The organism is Streptomyces sp. NPDC018045 (assembly GCF_044327445.1).
Taxonomy (GTDB): Bacteria; Actinomycetota; Actinomycetes; order Streptomycetales; family Streptomycetaceae; genus Streptomyces.
In genome coordinates this window covers 111811-136440 of the sequence record NZ_JBIRFL010000017.1, presented here as the reverse complement: position 1 = coordinate 136440, position 24630 = coordinate 111811, and the positions used below count along the sequence as shown (strand labels likewise).

12 protein-coding genes are annotated in these 24630 nt (G+C 74.8%); 11 read left to right on the top strand and 1 reads right to left on the bottom strand.

Annotated features, from left to right (window positions below; all coding sequences use genetic code 11):
• Positions 1-788: 788 nt before the first annotated feature.
• From ACH4EB_RS28470 to ACH4EB_RS28425, 10 genes are read left to right on the top strand one after another with little or no spacing between them, the layout of a single operon-like run.
• Positions 789-1622 (top strand): sugar phosphate isomerase/epimerase family protein, encoded by an 834-nt coding sequence (locus ACH4EB_RS28470; protein ID WP_398350728.1) that lies wholly within the window; start codon positions 789-791, stop codon positions 1620-1622.
• 25 nt (positions 1623-1647) lie between these two features.
• On the top strand, positions 1648-2073 hold the full coding sequence (locus ACH4EB_RS28465) for an acyl carrier protein (RefSeq protein ID WP_398350726.1): 426 nt from the start codon (positions 1648-1650) through the stop codon (positions 2071-2073).
• Complete coding sequence (locus tag ACH4EB_RS28460; protein ID WP_398350724.1) at positions 2070-5552, top strand: thioester reductase domain-containing protein; 3483 nt, start codon at positions 2070-2072, stop codon at positions 5550-5552. Before ACH4EB_RS28465 ends, ACH4EB_RS28460 begins: the two co-directional genes overlap by 4 nt.
• Positions 5553-5589: 37 nt before the next feature.
• Positions 5590-6453: a 3-hydroxyacyl-CoA dehydrogenase family protein gene (locus tag ACH4EB_RS28455; protein ID WP_398350755.1), complete on the top strand. Its 864-nt coding sequence runs from the start codon at positions 5590-5592 to the stop codon at positions 6451-6453.
• Positions 6450-6746: an acyl carrier protein gene (locus ACH4EB_RS28450; RefSeq protein WP_398350723.1), complete on the top strand. Its 297-nt coding sequence runs from the start codon at positions 6450-6452 to the stop codon at positions 6744-6746. The genes ACH4EB_RS28455 and ACH4EB_RS28450 overlap by 4 nt, the downstream gene beginning before the upstream one ends.
• A complete protein-coding gene (locus ACH4EB_RS28445; RefSeq protein WP_398350722.1) occupies positions 6743-7855 on the top strand; it encodes an acyl-CoA dehydrogenase family protein in 1113 nt (370 codons plus the stop codon). The genes ACH4EB_RS28450 and ACH4EB_RS28445 overlap by 4 nt, the downstream gene beginning before the upstream one ends.
• Positions 7852-8856, top strand: a complete 1005-nt coding sequence (locus ACH4EB_RS28440; RefSeq protein ID WP_398350721.1) for a 3-oxoacyl-[acyl-carrier-protein] synthase III C-terminal domain-containing protein — start codon at positions 7852-7854, stop codon at positions 8854-8856. The genes ACH4EB_RS28445 and ACH4EB_RS28440 overlap by 4 nt, the downstream gene beginning before the upstream one ends.
• Positions 8853-10013: an HAD-IIIC family phosphatase gene (locus tag ACH4EB_RS28435; protein ID WP_398350720.1), complete on the top strand. Its 1161-nt coding sequence runs from the start codon at positions 8853-8855 to the stop codon at positions 10011-10013. The genes ACH4EB_RS28440 and ACH4EB_RS28435 overlap by 4 nt, the downstream gene beginning before the upstream one ends.
• Positions 10010-11335 carry an MFS transporter gene (locus ACH4EB_RS28430; protein ID WP_398350719.1) on the top strand — a complete coding sequence of 442 codons (1326 nt, stop codon included), beginning with the start codon at positions 10010-10012 and terminating at the stop codon, positions 11333-11335. Before ACH4EB_RS28435 ends, ACH4EB_RS28430 begins: the two co-directional genes overlap by 4 nt.
• Positions 11332-12981 (top strand): amino acid adenylation domain-containing protein, encoded by a 1650-nt coding sequence (locus ACH4EB_RS28425; protein WP_398350717.1) that lies wholly within the window; start codon positions 11332-11334, stop codon positions 12979-12981. Before ACH4EB_RS28430 ends, ACH4EB_RS28425 begins: the two co-directional genes overlap by 4 nt.
• 10 nt (positions 12982-12991) lie before the next feature.
• On the opposite strand, the gene ACH4EB_RS28420 is transcribed toward ACH4EB_RS28425, so the two are convergent.
• Positions 12992-13768: a 4'-phosphopantetheinyl transferase family protein gene (locus ACH4EB_RS28420; RefSeq protein WP_398350716.1), complete on the bottom strand. Its 777-nt coding sequence runs from the start codon at positions 13766-13768 to the stop codon at positions 12992-12994.
• Between the two features lie 129 nt (positions 13769-13897).
• On the opposite strand from ACH4EB_RS28420, the gene ACH4EB_RS28415 reads away from it, so the two are divergent.
• Complete coding sequence (locus ACH4EB_RS28415; protein WP_398350754.1) at positions 13898-24565, top strand: amino acid adenylation domain-containing protein; 10668 nt, start codon at positions 13898-13900, stop codon at positions 24563-24565.
• Positions 24566-24630: the final 65 nt, after the last annotated feature.

Here is a 24630-nt window from a genome sequence, read left to right as displayed (position 1 = left end):
CGTCTTCGGGCCCGCCGCGGGAACGGAATCGGCACTTCGGGCAGGCCGCGGGACAGGGGCGCGGGGCGCGCCCGGTGGCCGGTTCGCACCAGTCGTGAACGGGTGCCGCCCGCGCCCGGACGGCCCCCGCGCCGTGTCCGCCGGGCGTGCGCCGCCGCGCTGTCCACGCCGCCCGCGCGGCCCCGCCCGGCCCGTTCGGACCGCCCGGTCCCGCTTTCGGTTGCTTCGTCCAACTACCCACTCTGACCTGCGGTTACGTAGCCGGACACAACGGCATCGGGTGACATTTCGCCATAGAGTGCGCGCCAGGACGCGTGCTAGCATCCCGGTGTTCGACAGGGCCGGAACAGGTCGTCAGGATCGTTGGCCGACGGGGGCGCGAATGATGGCAATCAACGAGAGAGCGGACGCGGTGACGAGCACCGACGCCCGCTTGGACGGCGCGATCCGGTGTGCAGCCGGCCGCCGCACCGCACCAGCACGCCGCCCGGCGGCCACCGCCTCGTAGCGGACCCCGGACCGGTCCTTCTCCCACCGGATCACCGACAGCCGACCCACCACCCGTGAGCGGACCGTGCCCCGCCGGAAACGGCGCCGGCCGGCCCACGCACCGGCGTGCGGCGCGGCAGAACGCGCCGCGCCCGCACGGCGTGCCCGCCACGGCACCACCGTCCCCGCGGACAACGGAATGCCGCGCCGGGGCCTTTCCGCGCGAGAAGACCCGCGAGAAGACCGAAGTTCACCCGGCCCGCGGCCGGTACGCGTACCGATGAGGAGCGGAACCACCCATGACCAGTCACCCAAGTCTCGGACTCCTGGTGGACCAGGCGTTCTACGGTTCCCCGTACCAGGGCAAGGACGCGTGGCGGGCCGCCGCCGAACTGGGCGCCGAATGGATCTGCATCGTCGAAGAGGCGATGGGACTGGAGCCGGAACGGCTGCTGCGATTCCGGGACGACGCGGACGCGGTGGGCCTGCCGATCAGCCTGACGGCCTGCCACGCTTTCGGCCTCAGTGATTTCCGCGACGTCGTACGGGAGTTCCACCTCAAGCGCGCCGAGGCGCATGTCGACCTCACCCGGGAACTCGGCGGCGAGGTGATGAAACTGCTCCTCGGGGACTGGTTCTGGCGCGCCATGTGGCCCGAGGAGGCGCAGTGGCGGATGCTGGCCGACTCGGTCCGCCGGCTCGCCGACCACGCCGAGGCCCGCGGCATCGCGCTCAGCGTCAAGCCGGAGCCGATGGACACCTCGCTCGTCACCGACGTCGACGACCTCGTACGGCTGCTGGACGACGTCGGCTCCCCGGCCCTCCAGGCCAACGTCGACGTCTCCCACCTCGTCGTCGCCGGTGTGGCCGCCTCCGAGGTGGGACGGCTCTCCGGCCGGGTCAACAGCGTCGACTACTCCGACTCCAACGGCACGTATCACGAGCACCTGGTGCCGGGTGAGGGCGTCGCGGACATGGCCGCCTTCACCGAACAGCTCCTCGCCGTCGACGCCGGCTGGATCGGCGTCGAGGTCGGCCCGTTCTCCGACCCGGAGAACGCCTACGACAAGGTCGGCCGGGCGATGGCCCGGTCCCGCGCATTCTTCGACACCGCGGCGGCGCGGCGTGTCTGAACCCGAAACCCTCCCGGAGGCCCCCGTGGCGCACCCCGAAGACCCCGAAGGCCCCGAAGGCCCCGAAGACCCCGAAGACAACGCGTCCATACCCGCGGACCCGCTCCCGCTCGTCCGCCAGGCGTGGCAGGACGTCCTCGGCGTCGACGAGGCGCCCCTGGACACCGGCTTCTTCGAAGCGGGCGGCAACTCCATGCTGCTGGTGATGCTCAGCGACGAGCTGTCCGACCGGACCGGCCGCGAGCTGGAGGTCGCCGAGCTGTTCCGGCACGACACGGTGCGCGCCCAGGCCCGGCTGCTGGACCCGTCGTACGAGCCCGAGGCACCGGCCCCCGCGGCGGCCCCGGCCGGCCGCGGCCGGCTGCTCGGCAGCGCCCGGCGCGGCCGTACGGAGCCCGTCGCCGTCCCGGCCGCCGAACCGCAGCAGCCGGAAGGGTCCGCCGCGCGATGAACAGCGAGACCGCCGTAGCGGTGGTGGGCGTCGGCTGCCGGTTCCCGGAGGCCGCGACCCCGGAGGAGTTCTGGGGCAACCTCGACAAGGGCGTGGTATCGCTCCGGGACATCCCCGGTGAGGAGCTGCGCCGCTGCGGCGTGCCGGCGGAGACGGCCGCCGCGCCGGGCTTCGTCGCCCGCTCCGGCCGGATCGAGGACCCGGAGCTGTTCGCCGCCGAGTTCTTCGGCTACACCCCCGTCGAGGCCGAACTCATCGACCCGCAGCAGCGCCTCTTCCTGGAGGCGTGCCGGGAGGGCCTGGAGCGGGCCGGCCACCTGCCGAACGGTGCGCACGGACCGCAGATCGGCGTTTTCGCCGGGGCGAGCAACAGCACGTACAACACCCTGCTCCAGTACGCCCGCGCCCGGACGGAAGGCCCCGCCGCCTTCGACGACCTGAACCTCCAACTCGGCGGCGGCGTCGACTTCATGGCGCCCCGGGTCTCGTACAAGCTCGGCCTGCGCGGCCCGTCCATGGCCGTACAGACCGCCTGCTCCTCCTCGCTGACCGCCGTGCACTACGCGGTGCTGAGCCTGCTGTCGGAGGAGTGCGACATCGCCCTGGCGGGCGGCAGCGGACTGTCCTACCCGTCCGTCGGCTACCGGTACCAGCCCGGCGGGGTGCTCTCCGAGGACGGCTACTGCCGTGCCTTCGACATCCGCTCCACCGGCACCGGCGCGGGCTCCGGCATCGGCGTCGTGGTGCTGCGCCGCCTCGCCGACGCGCTCGCCGACGGCGACCCGGTCCTCGCGGTGATCGGCGGCAGCGCGGTCGGCAACGACGGCGCCCACCGGCCCGGCTTCACCGCGCCCAGCCCCGACGGCCTGGCCTCGGTCGTCGCCGCCGCGCTCACGGTGGCCGGCACCGACCCGGCGGACCTGCGGTACACCGAGGCACACGGCTCCGGCACGCCCCTGGGCGACCAGGTCGAACTGCGCGGCCTCATCGACGGCCTGCGCGCGGCCGGCGCCCGCCCGTCCGACCGCAACCACTGCGCGCTCGGCACGGTCAAGGCGAACATCGGGCACGCCGGGTCGGCCGCCGGCATCGCCGGACTGATCAAGGCGATCCACGTCGTCCGCACCGGCCATCTGGTGCCGCACCCGATGTTCGAGCACGCCCGGGACCCCGGCGTCCTCGCCGACAGCCCCTTCCGCGTCCCCACCGAGCTGGAACGGTGCACCGACGCCGGCCGCCGGGTGCTGGTGAACTCGATGGGCCTGGGCGGCGCCAACGCCTCCGTCGTCCTCGCCCCGCCGCCGGACCCGGTGCGCCCCGGCGCGCCCGACCGGCCCGTCGTACGGCTCCAGCTCTCCGCCCGGACCCGAACCGAACTCGACGCGCTCTCCCGCGACCTGGCCGACGAGATCGACCAGGACCGCGCCGCCGCCGGGGACATCGCCCACACCCTGCGTGTCGGACGGCAGGACTTCGCCGAACGCCGGGTGGTCACCGCGGCCCCCGACCGGCTGGCCGCCGCCCTGCGCCTGCCCCGGCCGCCCGCCGCCCGGACGGTCCGCACCGGCACCCGGCGCCCCGTCCTGGCCGTCACGGCGACCGGCGAGCGTGCCGCGGAGCTCCGCAGGGCGCTGCTGGCGGCCCTGGGCAGCCGTACCGAACAGCACGACACCGTGCCCGCCGCGCTGCCCGCCGACACCTACCTGCTGATCGTCGGCGACGGCGAGAGCGGACCCGGCCGGCATGTGCTGCCCGTCGGCCCGGCCGAGGACCACGCGGCCCCGGACGAGCGGATCGCCGCCGCGCTCGCGGACGCCTGGCTGCACGGCGTCCCGGTGGACGCCCGGGCGCTCGACGACGGGACGGGCCGCCGCGTCACCCTGCCCACCTACCCGTTCACCCGGCGCCACTGCTCGGCGCTGGACGAATCGGTGTTCACGGTGCCGGGCAGCGCCGCCGTAGAGCCCGCCGCCCGGACCGCGGCGAACACCCCCGCCGCCGGCCCCACCGGGCTCGAAGGCGAGCTGGTCGCCCTCTGGGAGGAACTGTTCGGCATCGACGGCATCGGACCGCACGACGAGTTCGGCGCCCTCGGCGGCACGTCCCTGCTCGGCCTGCGGATGACGCTGGAGGTGCAGGAGCGGTACGGCACCCTGCTCAACCTCCACCGCGCCGGCGGCAGCCGGGCCACCGTCGCCCGCGTCGCCGAGGCGGTCCGGGGCGCGTCCGGCCGTACGGACACCGGGGACGGCGCGCAGCTCCCCGCGTCCGGGCAGGCCGCCGGTACGCACCCCGCCGACGCCGCCCTCATCGACGCCGACCTGGCCCTCGAACTCCCGCCCCTGGCACCGCGCGACACCCCGGCCGGAACCGACGTGCTGCTCACCGGTGCCACCGGCTTCGTCGGCGCCTTCCTGCTGCACGAACTCCTCCAGGACCCCGGCCACCGCGACAGCGGCGTCTACTGCCTGGTCCGCGCCGACGACGAGGAGCACGGCCGCCGGCGCCTGCGCGAGGCCGCCGCCCGCTTCCGGCTCCCCGAGCCCGACCCGGCCCGCGTGCACATCGTCCCCGGCGACCTGCGGGACGTCGCCGAGGTCTGCGAGACCTTCCGCGACGGCGAACTGGCCCGCCGCACCGGCCACGTCGTGCACTGCGGCGCCCACGTCGTCTTCACCGAGCCGTACGAGGTCCTGCGCCCGGCCAACACCCTGGCCACGTACCACCTCCTCGGCTGGATGCGCCGCCACGGCATCAGGGACATCAGCTACATCTCCACCCTCGCCGCCTGCGGCCAGGCCCTCGGCTCCGAGGGCCGGATGCTGGAGCGCCGGGAACAGCCCCTGGATCCGGAGGCCGGCGGCTACGGCATCTCCAAGTGGGTCAGCGAACGCCTCCTGGACCAGGCCGAGCGGGACGGGATGCGGGTCCGGGTCTTCCGCCCCGGCCTGATCGGCGGCGACACCACCACCGGCGCCTGCAACGACCTGGACATGCTCTGGCGGCTGGTCGCCGCGTGCCTGGCCGTCGGCGCCCACCCGGCGGACGACATGCCGCTGCCGGTGGCGCCCATTGACCTGGTCGCCCGCGCCGTCGTCCAGCTCGGCCAGGAGCCCGGCTCGGCGGGCCGCGCCTACCACCTGGTCGGCGAGCGGCCCACCACCTTCGCCGCCCTCTTCGCCGAACTGGGCGCACTCGGGGCACCGACCCGTGGCGTACCGGTCGCGGAGTGGGCGCGCCTGGTGGGCCGGCGGGCGCTGGAGACCGGCGACCCGGTGCTGTCGACCATGGCGCTGTACGAGACCCACGACCTGGACACGCCGCGGGTGGACGTGGAAGGCCGGCTGTGGGGGCCGTGGCTGCGCGAGCGCGGCCTGGACCCCCGCCTGGACGGCGAACGGGCCCTGCAGGCCCTGCGCCACCTCGCCGGCCACCCCGCCTTCGCGGCCTTGTTGACCGATGTGACGGAAGGCGCCTGACCCAGTGACCACCGACGCGACGACAGACGGGACGACGATGGACGACGGATGGGGCGACGGCCGGCTGGCCGTCGTCGGTGCCGGGGTCATGGGCACCGCGCTGGCCACACTCGCCGTGGGCCGCGGCCTTCAGGTGCTGCTGATCGACGTGTCCGAGGGGCAGCTCGAACGCGCCCTCGGCACGGTGCGCCAGCAACTGCGGCACGCCAGGATGCTGGGCAAGCTGCCCAAGGGGCCGGACGGCGAGCTGGCGCTGAGCACCTCGTACGAGCAGCTCGACACCGCGGCGGCCGTCATCGAGGCGGTCACCGAGACCACCGACGCCAAGGTCAAGGCGCTGGGGGACATCTCATCGGCGGTCCGCCCCGGCACCCTGATCGCGTCCAACACCTCGGCCGTACCGGTCGACGAACTGGCCGGCTACACCCAGCACCCGCACGATGTCGTCGGCACCCACTTCATGAACCCGCCCTACCTGATCAGGGCCGTCGAGGTGATCCGCGGACCGCGCACCGGCGACGCGGCGATGGCGGCGCTGGAGCGGCTGCTGACCGCCCTGGACCGGGAGGCGATCGTCGTCGGCGACGGCCCCGGCTTCGTCTCCAACCGCATCCTGATGCGGGTGATCAACGACGCGGCCCGGCTGGTCGCCGAGGGCCGCGCCACCGCCGAGTCCGTGGACCGCGTCTTCACCGGCTGCTTCGGGCACCGTACGGGGCCGCTGGCCACCGCGGACCTGATCGGCCTGGACAACATCGTCGACACCCTCAAGGTGCTGCACGACCGCACCGGCGACGACGGATACCTCGCCTGCGACCTGCTCCTGGACAAGGTGCGGGCCGGCGACTTCGGTCACAAGACCGGCAACGGCTTCTACCCCTACGGAGGAACGCGCGCATGACCACCGTCGACAACCAGGCCGGCCCGGCGACCGGACCCGGCGCCGAGGACGTCCAGCAGCGCCTGGTGGCGTTCCTGAGTTCCCGCACCGGCGGCGACTGGGCCGTGGACCAGGACCTGTTCGCCTCCGGGGCGTTCTCCTCGCTGTTCTCCCTGGAACTGCTCCAGCACGTCGAGCAGGAGTTCCAGGTCACCGTCGAGGGCGACGACCTGACCCTGGACAACTTCCGTACCGTGCCGGCCATCACCGCGCTGGTCCGGAGGCTGCGCGGCGAAGGAGCGGCGGGGCGGTGACGGCACAGGCCACCGCGGACGCCCGCACCGCGCTCGGCGAACTCGTCGGCGACCGCGCCGAGGAGTGGGACCTGACCGGACGGATCCCCGCGGAGACGGTACGGGAGGCGTCCCGGCGCGGACTGCTGTGCGCCCAGGTCGCCGCGGACCACGGCGGCCTGGGCCTGGACAGCCGCGCCAACGGTGAGCTGACCGCGCACGCCGGGTCCCTGTGCGGCTCCCTGCGGTCCCTGATGACCTCGCAGGGCATGGCCGCCTGGACCGTGCAGCGCTTCGGCACCGCCGTGCAGCGCGGCGCCTTCCTGCCCCGGCTCACCGGGGGAGAGACGGCCGGCGTCGCGTTCTCCGAGAGCGGGGCGGGCAGCGACCTGTCCGCGATGCGCACCGAGATCCGCCGCGACGGCGACACCGTGCACGTCACCGGCCGCAAGGTCTGGGTGACCGGCGCCGCCTACGCGAGCCTGCTGGTGGTCTTCGGCACCTACGGCGACGGTGCCGCGGTCGTCCTGGTGCCCGCCGACGCCCCGGGCGTACGGATCGAGCGGGTACCGGACCCGATGGGCTGCCGGGCCGCCGGCCACGCCGACGTACACCTCGACGCCGTCCGCGTACCGGCCGGCCACCTGCTGTCCGGCGCCGGCCTGCCGGCCGCCCTGCTCGCCACCGCCGCGCTGACCTACGGCCGGCTCTCGGTCGCCTGGGGCTGCGCCGGCATCCTGCGCGCGTGCGTGGACAGCGCGGCGGCGCACGCGCGGACCCGTGAACAGTTCGGCAAGCCGCTCGCCGACCACCAGCTCGTCGCCCGGCACCTGGCCGAACTGGCCGTCGCCGAACAGGTCGCCCTCCGGTGCTGTGAGCACGCCAGCGCCTGCTGGGACGAGAACCGGCCGGAGCTGGGCACCCAGGCCGTCGTCGCCAAGTACGTCGCCTCCCGGGAAGCCACCAAGGGCGCCGCCACGGCCGTCCAGGTGCTGGCCTCCCGCGGGGCACGCGACGGCCACCCGGTGGCGCGGGCCTACCGCGACGCCAAACTCATGGAGATCATCGAGGGCAGCACGGAGATCAGCCAGTTGCTCCTCGCGGACCACGTACGGACGGGCCGGGGATGACGACGACGGACACGGGCAGCAGCGCGGACACGGCCGTCGGGGTGGGGGCCGTGCACTGCCTCCTGCCCGACGAGCTGACACCCGTCGAGAAGCTCGACGAGATCGCCGGACTGCCGCGCGAGGAAGCCGGGTTCGCGCGCGACTGCGGGATCCGCACGGTCGGCCGGTTCGCCGACGAGGCGACGGCCGCGGGGCTCGCGGCCCAGGCCGTACGCGCACTGCGCGCGAAGGACCCGGCGGCCCCGGAACCCGACGTCCTGGTGGTGGTCGGCGCCCGCGCCCCCGAGGTGCTGCTCGGCTCCGGCTCCGGCCAGGTCGCGAGCGAGGCCGGGCTCACCTCGGCCTTCTCCTTCGTCCTGGACGGCCTGGGCTGCACGGGCTCCAGCTCGGCCTGGGGGCTGGCCAGGGACCTCCTCGTCGCCGACCCCGCCCGGCGGTCCGTCATGATCGCGCACGCCAGCCGGCCGGTCGCGCTGGACCGGGTGCGCCACCCGGTCACCGTCGTCGGCGACGGCGCCTTCGCCATGACCCTGGTGCGCGGCGGCCGCCCCGTGCTGCGCGCCCACCGCCAGCACACCGACGGCAGGTTCCACGACCTCCTCCAGGTCGACTACAGGAACGCCCCCTGGTACGAGTGGCGCGAGGAGGTCAGCTCCGCCGACCGCTACCGCTTCGAACTGGCGCTGCACAGCCAGCAGCACCTCAAGCGCCTGGTCGCAGAGGTGCTGGCGGACGCGGGCGTGGAGCGGCGGCAGGTCGGCGCCGTGCTCATGCAGAACGTCACCGCGTCGGCCTTCCAGTTCTACGAGACCCTGCTCGGCCTGCCCGTCCACCCCGTGTGCACCGAGAACCTCCAGGCGTACGGACACACCGGCGCCATGGACGTGGTGCTCAACCTGGACCGGCTGCTGGCCCGCGGCGAACTGGCCCCCGGCGACCACGTCCTCGTCCTGAACAACAGCCCCGTCGCGGCCTGGGCCGCGACCCTCTGGGAGGTATGACCGGCATGGCGGGCACCGAGACGGCGCAGACCACGGCCACCCCGGACGCGGCGCGCACAGCCGCGCTCCCCGCGGTGAAGTGCCTGGTCTGGGACCTGGACAACACCCTGTGGCAGGGCGTCCTGCTGGAGAACGACGAACTGGCCCTGCGGCCCGGCGTCCTGAAGACGCTGCGAGCCCTGGACGAGCGCGGCATCCTCCAGTCGGTGGCCAGCCGCAACGATTACGACGACGCCTGGGCCCGGCTGGAGAGCCTCGGCGTCGCCGAGTACTTCGTCCTGCCGCACATCGGCTGGGGCCGCAAGTCCGACGCCGTCCGCGCGGTCGCGGAGCAGTTGAACTTCGCGCCGGACACCATCGCGTTCATCGACGACCAGCACACCGAACGGGCCGAGGTCGCCTACCATCTGCCGGACGTGCGCTGCTACGACGCGCCCGAGGTGGCCGGCCTGCCGGACCTGCCGGACTTCGCCCCCACCGTCACCACCGACGCCCGTCGCCGCCGGGCCATGTACCAGGAGAAGTTCCGGCGCGAGGCCGCGCAGAGCGAGTTCAACGGGCCGGACGAGGACTTCCTGCGCTCCCTGGACATGCGGATGCGCATCACCCGCGCCGGCCGGGACGACCTCGCCCGCGTCGAGGAACTGACGCTGCGCACCAGCCAGATGAACGCCACCGGCGTGCACTACTCGGACGCCGACCTGCGGGCCCTGCTCACCGACCCGGACCACGAGGTGCTGATCACCACTGTCGAGGACCGCTTCGGCTCGCACGGCGCGGTCGGTGTCGCCCTGCTGGAGCGGCGGCCGGGCACCTGGCGCCTGAAGCTGCTCGCCACGTCCTGCCGGGTGGTCAACTTCGGCATCGGAACGCAGGTGCTGCGCTGGATCGCCGACCAGGCCACCCGGGCCGGAGTGCACCTGGAGGCCGACTTCCGGCGCACCGAACGCAACCGGATCATGGAGGTCGCGTACCGGTTCGCGGGCTTCGACTCCAAGCCGTGCGCCTGCCGGGACGGCCAAGAGCCGGCCACCGGCGCCGCCACGGACGTCCAGCGCCTGCACCTGGTCCCCCGGCGGCAGGCCGCCCCCACGACGCTCACCGCGACCGGCCCCGACCTGTGGTCCGGCGACGACACCGGGAAACCGTGGGCATGACGGACGGCGCCGTGGACGGGCCCACGGTGGCGCCGAAGGGGCCGGTCCCGGGCGGCCCGCGTCCCGCCGGCCGCCGCTTCGGCCCCTTCGGTCGGCTGTGGGCCTCGACCGCGGTGTCCGCGCTGGGCGACGGCGTACGGCTGACGGCCCTGCCGCTGCTCGCCGTCTCACTCACCTCCGACCCGTTGCTGATCTCCCTGGTGACGGTCGCCAACTGGCTGCCCCTGCTGCTCGCGCCGCTGGCGGGCGTCTGGGCCGACCTGGCCGACCGGCGCGCGCTGCTCATCGGCGTGGACCTGATGCGTGCCGTCGCGGTCCTCGCGCTGGCGCTGACCGTGGTCACCGGGGCGGTGAGCCTGCCGGTGGTGTGTGCCGTGGCGGCGGTGCTCGGGCTGGGGGAGACGGTGCACATCGTCGCGTCCCAGTCGTTTTTGCCGATGGTCGTGGACACCGCGCGGCTCGCCGCCGCCAACGGCCGCCTGCACGTGGCCCAGTTGATCTTCCGGGACTCCGCCGGGCAGCCGCTCGGCAGCCTCGCCTTCGTCGCCGGCGCCGGCCTGCCCTTCCTGATCGACGGGGTGTCCTTCCTGCTCGGCGTGGTCCTGCTGTGCACCGTGCCGCGCTTCGCCGGCCAGGCCGCACCCGGCGGTACGGGGCCGGGCGACGGCCCGCGCTGGCGCACCATGATCATGGACGGGGTGCGCCTGCTCCGCACCGACCGGCTGCTGGTCACCCTCGCCGTCATGCTCGGCACGCTGAACTTCTTCATGGCCGTCACCGGGACGCTCGAAGTCCTCTACGTCGTGCGGTGGCTGGGCCTGCCGGAAGCCGCCTTCGGCGGGTTCCTGGCCGTCGGCGCGCTCGGCGGCATCGTCGGCGGGCTGCTCAACGCGCGGCTGGCCGACCGGTTCGGCACCTTCCCGGCCGCGCTCGGCGGCATGGTCCTGATGGGCGTCGCGATGCTGCTGACCGGCCTGGTGCGGCACCCGCTCGTCGCGGCCGCCGGCTTCGCCGTCATGGCCCTCGGCGCCGCCGTGTACCAGGCGCTGACCGTCTCCTTCCGCCAGGCCACCACCCCGCCCGACCAGCTCGGCCGGCTCAACGGCGTCTACCGGCTGATCGGTACCGGCACCATCCCGCTGGGCGCGCTGGCGGGCGGCGCGGCGGCCAAGCTGGTGGAGGTCAACGTCCCGTACGTGGCGGCCGGCGCCGGTGTGCTGCTGCTGGCCGTGCTGGTCACGCGCCCGGTCGTACGGATGGGCGCGGCACAGCGGCAGCGGGCCGGGGTGCCGGACGGCGCCCCGGCGGAGACCGCACCGTGAGCCGCCCGTCCACCCCGCGCGGCGCCGCCGCCGCGATCTCCTCACCGTTGTCCGCCGAGCCCGTCCCCGTGGAGCCCGTCTTGAAAGACCGCACCCTCTACCAGTGGTTCGCCGCCTCCGCCCGCCGGTGGCCGGACGCACCGGCCCTCGAACTGGGCGAGCGGACCCTGACCTACGGCGCACTGCACCGCGCGGCGCTGGCCCTGGCGGCCCGCGTCCTCGACGAGCAGCCCGCCGGCGACGGCCCCGCCCGCCCGCCGGCCCGGATCGCGCTGGTCGCCTCCCGGACGGTGGCCGCGTACGTGGCGTACCTGGCCGTGCAGCGCCTCGGCGCCTCCGCCGTCCCCCTCAACGCCGACCACCCGCTGCCCCGCAACCTCGACATCGCGCGCCGCGCCGGGGTCGGCGCCGTCCTCGTCGACGAGGAGCACCGCGACACGTTCACCGGCCTGCCCGCGGACTTCCGGCCCGCCGTGACCGTCGTACCGGCGGACGGCGCCGGCTTCCCCGAGCCGCCCGCGGACGCCCTGCCCGCCCACCCCGGCGACCCGGAGGGCGAGGCGTACCTGCTGTTCACCTCCGGCTCGACCGGCCGCCCCAAGGGCGTGCCGGTCCGCCACCGCAACGTCTCCCCGTACGTGGCGTACAACATCGCCCGCTACGAGGCGGGCCCCGGCTGCCGCATGTCGCAGACCTTCGGCCTGACCTTCGATCCGTCCGTGTACGACCTGTTCGTCGCGTGGGGCTCCGGCGCCACCGTCGTCGTGCCGGACAAGGACGAGCTGTACCGCCCGGTGGACTACGTGGTGCGCCGCCGGCTCACCCACTGGTTCTCCGTACCGTCGCTGGTCACCACCGCCGAGCGGTACGGGAACCTGCCGCTCGGCCAGGTCACCACGCTGCGCCACAGCCTCTTCAGCGCGGAGCCGGTCACCGCGCAACTGACCGCGCGCTGGCAGGAGGTCGCGCCCGGCAGCCGTGTCCACAACCTGTACGGGCCGACCGAGCTGACCATCACCTGTACCGACCACGAACTCGCCGACGGCGGGTCCGCCGCGGCGGGCAGCGCCAACGGCACGGTGCCCATCGGACAGCCGTACCCGCACATGGAAGCCGTCCTCCTGGACGAGGAGGGGCGGCCCTGCGACGACGGTGAACTGTGCGTGCGCGGCGCCCAGCGCTTCGACGGCTACCTGGACCCGGCCGACAACACCGGGCGGTTCGTCCGGTACGAGCCGGGCGCGCCCGCCGTCCCGTACGACGGCGCCGGGCCGCTCACCCGCGACCACTGGTACCGCACCGGCGACCGGGTCCGCCGGGAGGACGGCCGGCTGGTGCACCGCGGCCGGCTGGACAACCAGGTCAAGATCATGGGCCACCGGGTGGAGCTGGGCGAGGTGGAGGCCGCGATGCGGCGCCACCCCGAGGTGAGCGACGCGGCGGTGGTGGTCGTCACCGTCAAGGACGAGGTGCGGCTGCTGGCCGCCTACCTGGGCAAGGAGATGCGGGCGCACGAGTTCAGCCACTGGCTGCGGCAGCACGTACCGCTGCACATGGTGCCGCGCCGCATCCGGCGCCTGGAGGAGCTGCCGCACAACGACAACGGCAAGCTGAACCGTCGGCGGCTCGCCGAGCTGCTGGCGTGAGGGGCGGCGGTCAGGTGCTCCGGACCACCGGGCCCACGGGACGTGCCGGATCGGTGTGCGGTACCACCGCGCCGATGCGGGGGCGGCCCGTGCTCACCACGGCCGCGACGGCGTCCCGGCGCGCGTCCGTGTGGTCGAGCACGTACAGGTCGCCGTGGCGGGACAGGCACTCCTGGGCTGCGCCGGCCGCGTCGTGCGCCGCGGTCGCGCCGGTCGTGCTGGCCGTGCCGGTCACGTCGGGCAGGTCCGAGAGGTCCACGGCGGCCAGCCCGCCCAGCGTGGCCCGGCCCAGCTTGACGAAGCACTCCTTGCGGACCCACTGCCGCAGGAAGTACGCGTCCGGGGCGGCGTGTGCGCGCAGCGCCGCCCGTTCGGACGCGCTCAGCACCCGGCCCGCGGCGCCCCGCACACTCTCCGGCAGCGTACGCCGCTCCACGTCGACGCCCACCGGCTCGTGGCCCGCGGCGGCGGCCACCACGCCCGCCGTGTGCGACAGGCTCACGTACACCCGCGGCAGCCCGGCGAGGCCCGGCCTGCCGTGCTCCTCGGAGCCACAGCCGGGACACCGCTGTTCCAGTACGAGCGTCCGGGCGGGCCGGCCCAGCAGCCGGGCGGCGCAGAGCCGCACCAGGACGTGCGCGGCGACGAAGTCGGCCCGCGGGCCCGCGGTCAGGAACGCGTCGGCGCGCCGCCGCTCCACGCCGGTGAGCAGCCGCTCGTACCCCGGGACGAGACGGAGCACCTCGTCCGTACCCGCCACCGCCGCCAACGGCTGTCCGCTCTCCACGGAGAGCACCTTTCCAGAGCGGCCACACACCGGGCAAGGCGCCCGCATTCCCGCTTTCCCAACCGCTTTCGCACCTTTTGAACGGCCCGCTCCAGGCGCCGGCCGACGAGTGGAGGACCAGTGAACGACATGACGCAGGCGGCGGTTTCCGCGGCGCCCTTCCCGGAATTGTTCGCCCGCCAGGCGGCACGCACCCCGGACGCCCCGGCGCTGGTCTTCGAGGACACCACACTCTCGTACCGCGAACTGGACGCGCGGGCCAACCGCCTGGCGCACTGGCTCACCGGGCAGGGCGTGGGCCCCGAGGCCCGGGTGGCGCTGGTGCTGCCGCGCTCGGTGGAGCTGGCGGTGGCGCTGCTCGCCGTCTGGAAGGCGGGCGGCGCGTACGTACCCGTCGACCCGGAGTACCCGCCGGTACGCCGCGCCTTCGTCCTCGACGACACGGCCCCCGTCCTCGTCCTCGACGAGGAGAGCCTGCCCCGCGACCTGTCCGGCCTGCCCACGACCGGCCCCGCCGTGCGCCTCACCCCCGGCCACGCCGCCTACGTCATCCACACCTCCGGCTCGACGGGCGTGCCCAAGGGCGTCGTCGTCCCGCACGCGGGCCTGGCCGGGCTGGCGGCCGCCCACGCCGAGCGGTTCGCGGTGACGGCCGAAAGCCGCGTCCTGCAGTTCGCCTCGGCCGCCTTCGACGCGTCCGTCGCGGAGATCTGCGTCGCCTGGCTGACCGGCGCCGCCCTCGTCATGGCCCCCGCCGCCCGCCTGCTGCCCGGCGCGGGCCTGGCCGAACTGGTCACCGAACAGCGCGTCACCCACGCCACGCTGCCGCCCTCCGTGCTCGCGGCGCTGCCGCCGCACACCACTCTGCCGGAGATCACCGCGCTGGCGGTGGCGGGCGAGGCCTGCCCGCCGGACGTGGTCGAACGCTGGTCGGCCGGCCGGCGCCTGGTCAACGCGTACGGCCCGACGGAGACCACGGTGTGCGCGACGGTGGGCGAGCCGCTGTCCGGCCGCGTGGTGCCCGCGCTCGGCACCCCCATCGCCGACGTGCGCCTGTACGTGCTCGACGCGGCGCTGCGCCCCGTGCCGGCCGGCGGCACCGGCGAGCTGTACGTCACCGGCACCGGGCTCGCCCGCGGCTACCTCGGCCGCTCCGCGCTCACCGCGGAGCGCTTCGTGGCGTGCCCCTTCGGCCCGGCGGGCGCGCGGATGTACCGCACCGGCGACGTGGCACGCCGCCGGGACGACGGCGAGCTGGAGTTCGTCGGCCGCGCCGACGACCAGGTCAAGGTGCGCGGCCACCGCGTCGAGCCGGGCGAGATCGAGCAGGTGCTCGGCGCGCACCCGGGGGTCGGGCAGGCCGTGGTCGCCGCCCGCGAGGACCGGCCCGGCGACATCCGCCTGGTCGGCTACGTCGTACCCGCCACCGGCCCCGCGCCCGCTCCCGGCGCCGACGCACACCAGGTCGGCGAGTGGCAGGAGATGCACGACCTGGTCTACGCGGACGAGGCCAAGACGCACGACGACGAGCCGCCGTTCGGCGAGGACTTCAGCGGCTGGAACAGCAGCTACGACGGCACCCCGATCCCTCTTGAGGAAATGCGCGACTGGCGCGCCGAGACCGTACGGCGCATCCTCGACCTCAAGCCCCGCCGGGTGCTGGAGATGGGCGTCGGCAGCGGCCTGCTGCTCTCGAAGGTGGCGCCCGCCTGCGAGGCGTACTGGGGAGCGGACTTCTCGGCACCGGCCGTCGAACGGCTGCGCCGCCAGGTCGCCGCCGTACCGGAGCTGGCCGGCAAGGTCGAGCTGAGCTGCCGGCCCGCCGACGTCACCGAGGGCCTGCCCACCGGCTGGTTCGACACCATCGTGATCAATTCGGTCACCCAGTACTTCCCCAACGCCGCCTACTTCCTGCGGGTCCTGCGCAACGCCGTGGACCTGCTGGCCCCCGGCGGCCGGGTCTTCGTCGGCGACCTCCGCAACCGGCGGCTGCTACGGCTCTTCCGTACGGCCGTCGAGCTGCACCGGGCCGGCCCGGACGCGGAGCCGGGCGCCCTCGGCGCGGTGATCGACCAGAGCGTCCGGCTGGAGAAGGAACTCCTGGTCGACCCGGACTTCTTCGCGGCACTGCCCGCCGAACTGCCGGACGTGACCGGCACCGACCTCCGGCTCAAGGGCACCCGCCACCACAACGAGCTGACCCGCCACCGCTACGACGCCGTCCTGCACAAGCGGCCCGCCCGCACGGTCTCCTTCACCGACGCCCCGAGCCTCGCCTGGGGCCGGGACGTCACCGGCGCGGCCGCCCTCGAACAGGCCCTGCGCGACCGGCCCGGACAGCGGCTGCGCCTGACCGGGGTGCCCAACCCGCGTCTGGCGGGCGAGGCGGCGGCCGCATCCGCCGTCACGGCGGGCCTGCCGGTGGGCGAGGCCCGCGCCCGGCTGGCCGCCACCGACACCGCCGGAGCCGAACCGGAGCAGCTCACCGAACTGGGCGCCCGCCTCGGCAGGTGGACGGCCGTCACCTGGGCGCCGGACGGCCCCGAAGGCCGGTACGACGTCCTGTTCGCGCCGGCGGAGGAGCTGGCGTCGGCGGCCGCCGTCGGCCTCTGCCGCCCGGCCGGCGACCTCACCGGCCCCCTCGCGGACCACACCACCGACCCCGGCGCGGCACTGCACACCGCCGCCCTGGTCACCGCCCTCCACCGCCATCTGCGCGACCGGCTGCCCGCCCACCTCGTCCCGTCGGCCCTGGTCGCGCTGGACGCCCTGCCCCTGACGCCGAACGGCAAGGTCGACCGCGCCGCGCTGCCCGCGCCCGACCCGGCCCACCTCGGCGCCGAGTCCGGCGGCCGGGCGCCGCGCACCCCGCGCGAGGGCGTGCTGTGCGAGCTGTACGCCGACATCCTCGGCGTGCCGCAGGTCGGCATCGACGACGACTTCTTCACCCTGGGCGGCCACTCGCTGCTCGCCACCCGCCTGATCGGCCGCATCCGCACCGCCCTGGACGTGGACCTCCCGATCACCGCCGTGTTCGAGGCGCCCACGGTCGCCGCGCTCGCCGAGCACGTCGACGCCGCCGCCTCCGGGGGCCGCCCGGCCCTGCGGCCCAGGCCGCGCCCCGACGTGCTGCCGCTGTCGTACGCCCAGCACCGCCTGTGGTTCCTGCACCGGCTGGAGGGCCCGAGCGCCACGTACAACGTCCCGCTCGCGCTGCACCTGTCCGGCGAGCTGGACCACGACGCGCTGCGCGCCGCGCTGGGCGACCTGCTCGCCCGGCACGAGAGCCTGCGCACGGTCTTCCACGAGACGGCCACCGGCACCCCGCGCCAGGTCGTCCGCGCCGTCGACGACCTGGCGGGCCTGCCGCCGGTGCTCACCGTGGTGCACACCGGCCCCGACGACGTACGGCGTCTGCTCGACGAGGCCACCCGGCACGCCTTCGACATCGCCACCGAACTGCCGCTGCGCGCCACGCTGTTCCGGACCGGGCCGGACGAGCACGTGCTGCTCCTGCTGCTGCACCACATCGCCGGTGACGGCTGGTCGTCGGCGCCGCTCTCCCGCGACCTGGCGGCGGCGTACGAGGCGCGCCGCGCCGGACGGGCCCCGCGGTGGAAGCCGCTGCCGGTCCAGTACGCCGACTACACCCTCTGGCAGCGGGACCACCTCGGCGACCCGCGGGACCCGGCCAGTGTCCAAGCGCGAGAACTCGCTTATTGGACACGGCAGCTCAGCGGCATCCCCGAGGAGATCGCGCTCCCCTACGACCGCCCGCGCCCCCGGCGCGCGACGTACCGGGGCGCCGCGCTCGGCCTGGACCTGCCCGCCGGCCTGCACGCGGAGCTGCACGCCCTGGCGCGCGACACCGGCACCAGCCTGTTCATGATCGTGCAGGCGGGCCTGGCTGCCCTGCTCACCCGCCTCGGCGCCGGCACCGACATCCCCATCGGCAGTCCCGTCGCGGGCCGCACCGACCAGGCCCTGGACGACCTGGTGGGCTTCTTCGTCAACACCCTCGTGCTGCGCACCGACACCGCCGGCAACCCGACCTTCCGCGACCTGCTGCGCCGCGTCCGCGACACCGACCTGGCCGCCTGGTCCCACCAGGACCTGCCCTTCGAACAGCTCGTGGAGGCCCTCAACCCGGCGCGGTCGGCGGGCCGGCAGCCCCTGTTCCAGGTGGTCGCCGCCGTACAGAACGCCCCCGAGGGCGGCTTCGACCGGCTCGGCGTCCGTACCCGCTCCGAGCTGGTCAGCACCGGCACCGCGAAGTACGACCTCTTCTTCAGCCTCTGGGAGCGCCAGGGCCCGCAGGGCGAACCGCGCGGCCTGGACGGCTTCGTCGAGTACAGCACCGACCTCTTCGACCGCTCCACGGTCGCCACGCTCGCCGCCCAGCTCGTGCGGGTGCTCCGGGCGGCCGTCGCCACGCCGGACGTCCCGCTCGCGCACCTCGACGTCCTCACCGCCGAGGAGCGCGAGCACCTGCGGCGGGACGCGTCGGCCGCCCGGCCGGCGGCCCGGCACCGCACGCTGCCCGAGCTGTTCGCGGAACAGGTGGCGCGCACGCCGGACGCCACGGCGCTGGTCTTCGAGGACGTCACCCTCTCGTACGGCGAACTGAACGCCCGCGCCAACCGCCTGGCCCACCGGCTGACCGCCCAGGGCGTGCGCCCGGAGACGCCGGTGGCCGTGGTGCTGCCGCGCTCCGTGGAACTGGCGGTGGCGCTGCTCGCCGTCCTGAAGGCGGGCGGCGCCTACGTGCCCGTCGACCCGGACTACCCCGCCGAACGGCGCGCCTTCGTCCTGGCCGACACCGCGCCCGTGCTCGTCCTGGACGCCGAGGCGATGCGCCAGGACCTGTCCGCGTACCCGGACACCGACCCCACGACCGGGCTGCGGCCCGCCCACCCGGCGTACGTGATCCACACCTCCGGCTCGACGGGCACGCCCAAGGGCGTCGTGGTCCCGCACACCGGCCTCGCCGCGCTGGCGGCCTCGCAGGCCGAGCGGTTCGCGGTGACGGCGGAGAGCCGCGTGCTGCAGTTCGCCTCGGCCGCCTTCGACGCGTCGGTCTCCGAGATGTGCGTGACCTGGCTGTCCGGCGCCGCCCTGGTCATGGCACCGGGGGAGCGGCTGCTGCCGGGCGCCGGACTGGAGGAACTGCTCGCCGGACAGCGCGTCACCCACGCCACCCTGCCGCCGTCGGTCCTGGCCGCCCTGCCGCCGCGGGCGGCGCTGCCCGGCGTCGTCTCCCTGGTGGTGGCGGGCGAGGCCTGCCCCGCCGACCTGGTGGAACGGTGGTCGGCCGGCCGCCGCATGGTCAACGCGTACGGCCCGACCGAGGCCACGGTGTGCGCGTCGGTGGGCGCGCCGCTGTCCGGCCGGGTGGTGCCCTCACTCGGCGCGCCGATCGGCGACGTACGCATGTTCGTCCTCGACGCGCTGCTGCGCCCGGTGCCGGACGGCGCCGCGGGAGAGCTCTACCTTGCCGGCTCCGGCCTGGCCCGCGGCTACCTCGGGCGCTTCGCGCTGACTGCCGAGCGGTTCGTGGCCTGCCCCTTCGGCCCGGCGGGCGCGCGCATGTACCGCACGGGCGACCTCGTACGGCGCCGCGCCGACGGCGAGCCGGAATTCGTCGGCCGCGTCGACGACCAGGTCAAGGTGCGCGGCCACCGCATCGAACCGGGCGAGGTCGAGCAGGCGCTCGGCGCCCACCCGGCGGTGCGGCAGGCCGCCGTCGCGGCGCGCGCCGACCGCACCGGCGACCTCCGCCTTACCGGCTACGTCGTACCCGCCGCGGACGCCGCCCGGCAGACCCTCGCCGCCGAACTCCGCCGCGACCTGCTCGCCCGGCTGCCCGAGTATCTGGTGCCGTCCGTCATCACGGTGCTCGACGCGCTGCCCCTGACCCCGAACGGCAAGGTGGACCGCAAGGCGCTGCCCGCCCCCGACCCGGCGCGGACCGGATCCGACGCGGGCGGCCGGGCGCCGCGCTCGCCGCAGGAGGAGATCCTGTGCGAGCTGTACGCCGACCTGCTGGGCGTCCCCGGCGTCGGCATCGACGACAGCTTCTTCGCCCTCGGCGGCCACTCGCTGCTCGCCACCCGCCTGGTCAGCCGCGTCCGCGCGGTCCTCGGCGTGGAACTGCCCATCGCCGCCCTCTTCGAGGCCCCCACCGTCGAGGCCCTCGTGGAGCGCCTCGGCCTGTCCACCGCGCGCACCCGCAGCGCCCTGCGGCCCATGCCGCGCCCCGAGGTGCTGCCGCTGTCGTACGCCCAGCGCCGCCTGTGGTTCCAGTACCGCCTCGAAGGTCCCAGCCCCACCTACAACATCCCCCTCATGCTGCGTATCGCGGGACCGGTGGACGAGGAAGCGCTGCGCGCCGCCCTCGGTGACCTGCTCGCCCGGCACGAGAGCCTGCGCACCGTCTTCCGCGAGACCGGCGGCACCCCGCAGCAGGTCGTCCTCGACCCGGCCACCGACCCGGACGCCTTCGGCATCCTCAGCGTGACCGAGGACGTGCCCGACGACCCGGCGGCGTTCCGCGCCCTCCTGAAGGAGGCCGCCCGGCACCGCTTCGACCTGACCGCCGACCTGCCGCTGCGGGTCAAGCTCTTCCGCACCGGACCGGACGAGAACGTCCTGCTCCTGCTGCTCCACCACATCGCCGGTGACGGCTGGTCGATGGCGCCGCTCTCCCGCGACGTGGCGGCGGCGTACGACGCGCGCCGCGCCGGGCGGGCCCCGCAATGGGCGCCGCTGCCCGTCCAGTACGCCGACTACACCCTCTGGCAGCGGGACCACCTCGGCGACCCCGAGGACACCGACAGCGTCTACGGACGCCAGATCGCCTACTGGCGCGAGCAGTTGAAGGGCCTCCCCGAGGAGATCGCCCTGCCCTTCGACCGCCCGCGGCCGCAGCGCGCCTCCTTCCGCGGCGACTCGATCACCTGGGAGATCCCCGCGAAGCTGCACCAGCGCCTGCACGCCCTCGCGGGCGAGACCGGCACCAGCCTCTACATGGTGCTCCAGGCGGGCCTGGCCACCCTCTTCACCCGGCTCGGCGCCGGCACCGACATCCCGCTCGGCAGCCCCGTCGCGGGCCGGACCGACCAGGCCCTCGACGACCACATCGGCTTCTTCGTCAACACCCTCGTGCTGCGCACGGACACCTCCGGCGACCCCACCTTCCGCACCCTGCTCCAGCGCGTACGGAGCACCGCCCTGGCCGGCTGGGCCCACCAGGACCTGCCCTTCGAGCAGCTCGTCGAGGCCCTCAACCCGGTCCGCTCCGCGGCCCGCAACTCCCTCTTCCAGACCATGCTCACCCTCGACAACGCGCCCGAAGGGGAGTTCACCCTCGGCGGCCACGCCGCCCACACCGAACCCGTGCACGTCGACGCCTCCCGCTTCGACATGTCCGTCTTCCTGACCGAACGGCGCGGCGCGCACGGCGAACGGCCCGGCATGGACGGCGCGATCGAGTACAGCACCGACCTCTTCGACCGGCGTACGGTCCAGGCGCTGGCCGCCCGGTTCGTCGCCCTGCTCGACGCGGTGACCGCCGACCCCGACCGGTCGCTCGCCCACCTCGACGTGCTGACCGCCGACGAGCGGGCCCTGCTGCTCGGCGAGGTCAACGCCACCGACCGGCCGCTCCGCCGCACCTGCCTCGCCGAGGCGTTCCAGGCCAGGGTGGCCGAGACGCCGGACGCGCCCGCCCTCACCTTCGCCGGCGAAACCCTCACCTACGCCGCGCTGAACGCCCGCGCCAACCGCCTCGCCCGGCACCTGGCCGAGCACGGCGTCGGCGCCGAGAGCCGCGTCGCCGTTCTGCTGGACCGCTCCGCCGACCTGGTCGTCGCGATCCTCGCGATCCTCAAGGCGGGCGGTGTGTACGTACCGCTCGACAAGCGCTACCCGGCCGCCCGGATGCGGCTGATCGCGGCCGAGACCGAAGCCGTCGTCGTCCTGACCCAGCGGGGCCTGCCGGCCGACGCCTACCTCCCCGGCGTCCCGGCCCTGGCCGTCGACGCCTGCGCGCAGGAGCTGGCCGAGCTGCCCGGCACGGACCTCCCGGCACCGGCCGCGTACGCCGACTCCGTCGCGTACGTCATGTACACATCCGGATCGACCGGCACGCCCAAGGGCATCGCCGTCACCCAGGGCGACGTGGTGGCCCTGGCCGCCGACCACTGCTGGCGCCAGGACGCACCGGACGGCGCCCGGCACACCGTGCTCGGCCACGCCTCCCCCGCGTTCGACGCCGCCACCTTCGACCTGTGGATCCCGCTCCTCAACGGCGGCCACCTGGTCATGGCCCCGCCCGGCGACCTCACCCCCGACGACTACAGCCGCCTGCTCACCGAGCACCGCATCACCGCGGTCCTGCTCACCACCGCCCTGTTCAACCTGCTCGCCGAGGAGCGCCCCGGCGCGCTCGCGGGCGTACGGCAGGTCTGGACGGGCGGCGAGGCGGCCTCCCCGTCCGCCGTACAGAAGATCCTCGACGCCTGCCCCGAGACCCGCGTCGGCAACATCTACGGACCCACCGAGGTCACCATGTCCGCGACGTACCACGCCATGCGGGCGCCGCGGCGGATCGCCGGCACGGTCCCCATCGGCCGCCCCATGGACAACATGCGCGTCTACGTCCTCGACAGCGCCCTGCGCCCCGTCGCCCCCTCGGTGACCGGCGAACTGTACGTCGGCGGCACCGGCCCCGCCCGCGGCTACCTGGGCCGCCCCGCCCTGACCTCCGAACGCTTCGTCGCCGACCCCTTCGGCGCCCCCGGCGCCCGGATGTACCGCACCGGCGACCTGGTCCGCTGGAGCCCGGAAGGCCAACTGGAGTACGTCGGCCGCGCCGACTCCCAGGTCAAGATGCGCGGCTTCCGCATCGAACTCGGCGAGATCGAGACCGTCCTGGACTCCCACCCCGCGGTCGCCCAGGCCACCGTCAACCTGCGCGAGATCACCCCGGGCGACGAACGCCTGGTCGCCCACCTCGTCCCCGTCTCCAAGGAGGCCTTCGACTCGACGGCCCTCCGCCGCCACCTGCGCGACCGGCTGCCCGCCTACATGGTGCCGTCCGCCATCGTGGCCCTCGACACCATGCCGCTCACCCCGAACGGCAAGGTGGACCGCAAGGCCCTGCCCGCCCCCGACCCCCGCTCCGAACTCGGCGGCCGCGGCCCCCGGTCCCCGAAGGAAGAGATCCTCTGCGAGCTGTACGCCGACGTGCTGCGCGTCCCCCGCGTCGGCATCGACGACAGCTTCTTCGTCCTCGGCGGCCACTCCCTCATGGCGACCCGCCTGATCAGCCGCATCCGCACCGCCCTCGACGTCGAACTGCCCATCGGCGCCCTCTTCGAGGCCCCCACCGTCGCGGCCCTGGTCCGGCGCATCGACTCCGCCACCGCCCAGACCCGCCCGCCGGTCAGGCCCGCGATCCGCCCGGCCGCCGTCCCCCTCTCCTACGCCCAGCGCCGGCTCTGGTTCCTGCACCGCCTCGAAGGCCCCAGCCCCACCTACAACATCCCGCTCGCCCTGCGCTTCACCGGCAAACTCGACCACGCGGCGCTACGGGCCGCCCTCGGCGACCTCGTCGCCCGGCACGAGAGCCTGCGCACGGTCTTCCCCCGCAGGGCCCGGGCCGCGCAGCAGATCATCCTGCCGCCGGACTCCGGCCGCGACCTGCTGACCGTCGTCGAGGTGGGCCCCGACGACCTGGCGCCGGCCCTCCACGAAGCCGCCCGGCACTCCTTCGACATCACCACCGAACACCCCCTGAAGGCCACCCTCTTCCCCCAGGGCCCGGACGAGCACGTCCTCCTCCTGCTCCTGCACCACATCGCGGGCGACGGCTGGTCCATGGCGCCGCTCTCCCGCGACCTGGCCGCCGCCTACGACGCGCGCAGCGCGGGCGAGGACCCGCAGTGGTCCCCACTGCCCGTCCAGTACGCCGACCACACCCTCTGGCAGCAGGACTTCCTCGGCGACCCCGACGACCCCGACAGCGTCTACTCCCGCCAACTCGCCTACTGGCGCCGCCAACTCGCCGACCTCCCCGCCGAAATCCCCCTCCCCCTCGACCGCCCCCGCCCGGAGGTCACCACCTACCGCGGCGACATGTTCCCGATCCACCTCCCCGCCGACCTCCACCAGGGCCTGCACGCCCTGGCCGGCGACACCGGCACCAGCCTCTACATGGTCGTCCAGGCCGGCCTGGCGGCCCTCCTCACCCACCTCGGCGGCGGCACCGACATCCCGGTCGGCAGCCCCATCGCCGGCCGCACCGACCAGGCCCTGGACGACCTCGTCGGCTTCTTCGTCAACACCCTCGTCCTGCGCACCGACACCTCGGGCGACCCCACCTTCCGCGACCTCCTCGCCCGCGTCCGCGACACCGACCTCGCGGCCTGGGCCCACCAGGACCTCCCCTTCGAACAACTCGTGGAAGCCCTCAACCCGGCCCGCTCCACCTCCCGGCACCCCCTCTTCCAAACCCTCCTCACCCTCGACAACGCCCCCGAACGCCACTTCACCCTCGGCGGCAACCACGCCCGCCCCGAACCGGTCGACCTCCACGTCGCCCACTTCGACCTGTCCTTCGGCCTCACGGAACACCGTTCGGGAACGGGGGAGCCGCAGGGCCTGGAGGGCTTTGTCGAGTTCAACACGGACGTATTCGACAGGGGGACGGTGGAGGGGGTGGCGGAGTCGTTGATCGGGCTGCTGACCACGGCCGTGACCACCCCGGACACCCCGCTGTCCAAGCTGCTGCCGTAACCCGCCGGACACCGCGGGAGGGCCCTGGCCACACCCTTCAGGGCCCTCCCGCCCGACCGCCGGAC

Coding starts and splice junctions, on each gene's coding strand:
- ACH4EB_RS28440 (WP_398350721.1), top strand. CDS start 7,852: ATGACGACGACGGACACGGGCAGCAGCGCGGACACGGCCGTCGGGGTG.
- ACH4EB_RS28415 (WP_398350754.1), top strand. CDS start 13,898: ATGACGCAGGCGGCGGTTTCCGCGGCGCCCTTCCCGGAATTGTTCGCC.
- ACH4EB_RS28470 (WP_398350728.1), top strand. CDS start 789: ATGACCAGTCACCCAAGTCTCGGACTCCTGGTGGACCAGGCGTTCTAC.
- ACH4EB_RS28455 (WP_398350755.1), top strand. CDS start 5,590: ATGGACGACGGATGGGGCGACGGCCGGCTGGCCGTCGTCGGTGCCGGG.
- ACH4EB_RS28435 (WP_398350720.1), top strand. CDS start 8,853: ATGACCGGCATGGCGGGCACCGAGACGGCGCAGACCACGGCCACCCCG.
- ACH4EB_RS28430 (WP_398350719.1), top strand. CDS start 10,010: ATGACGGACGGCGCCGTGGACGGGCCCACGGTGGCGCCGAAGGGGCCG.
- ACH4EB_RS28460 (WP_398350724.1), top strand. CDS start 2,070: ATGAACAGCGAGACCGCCGTAGCGGTGGTGGGCGTCGGCTGCCGGTTC.
- ACH4EB_RS28450 (WP_398350723.1), top strand. CDS start 6,450: ATGACCACCGTCGACAACCAGGCCGGCCCGGCGACCGGACCCGGCGCC.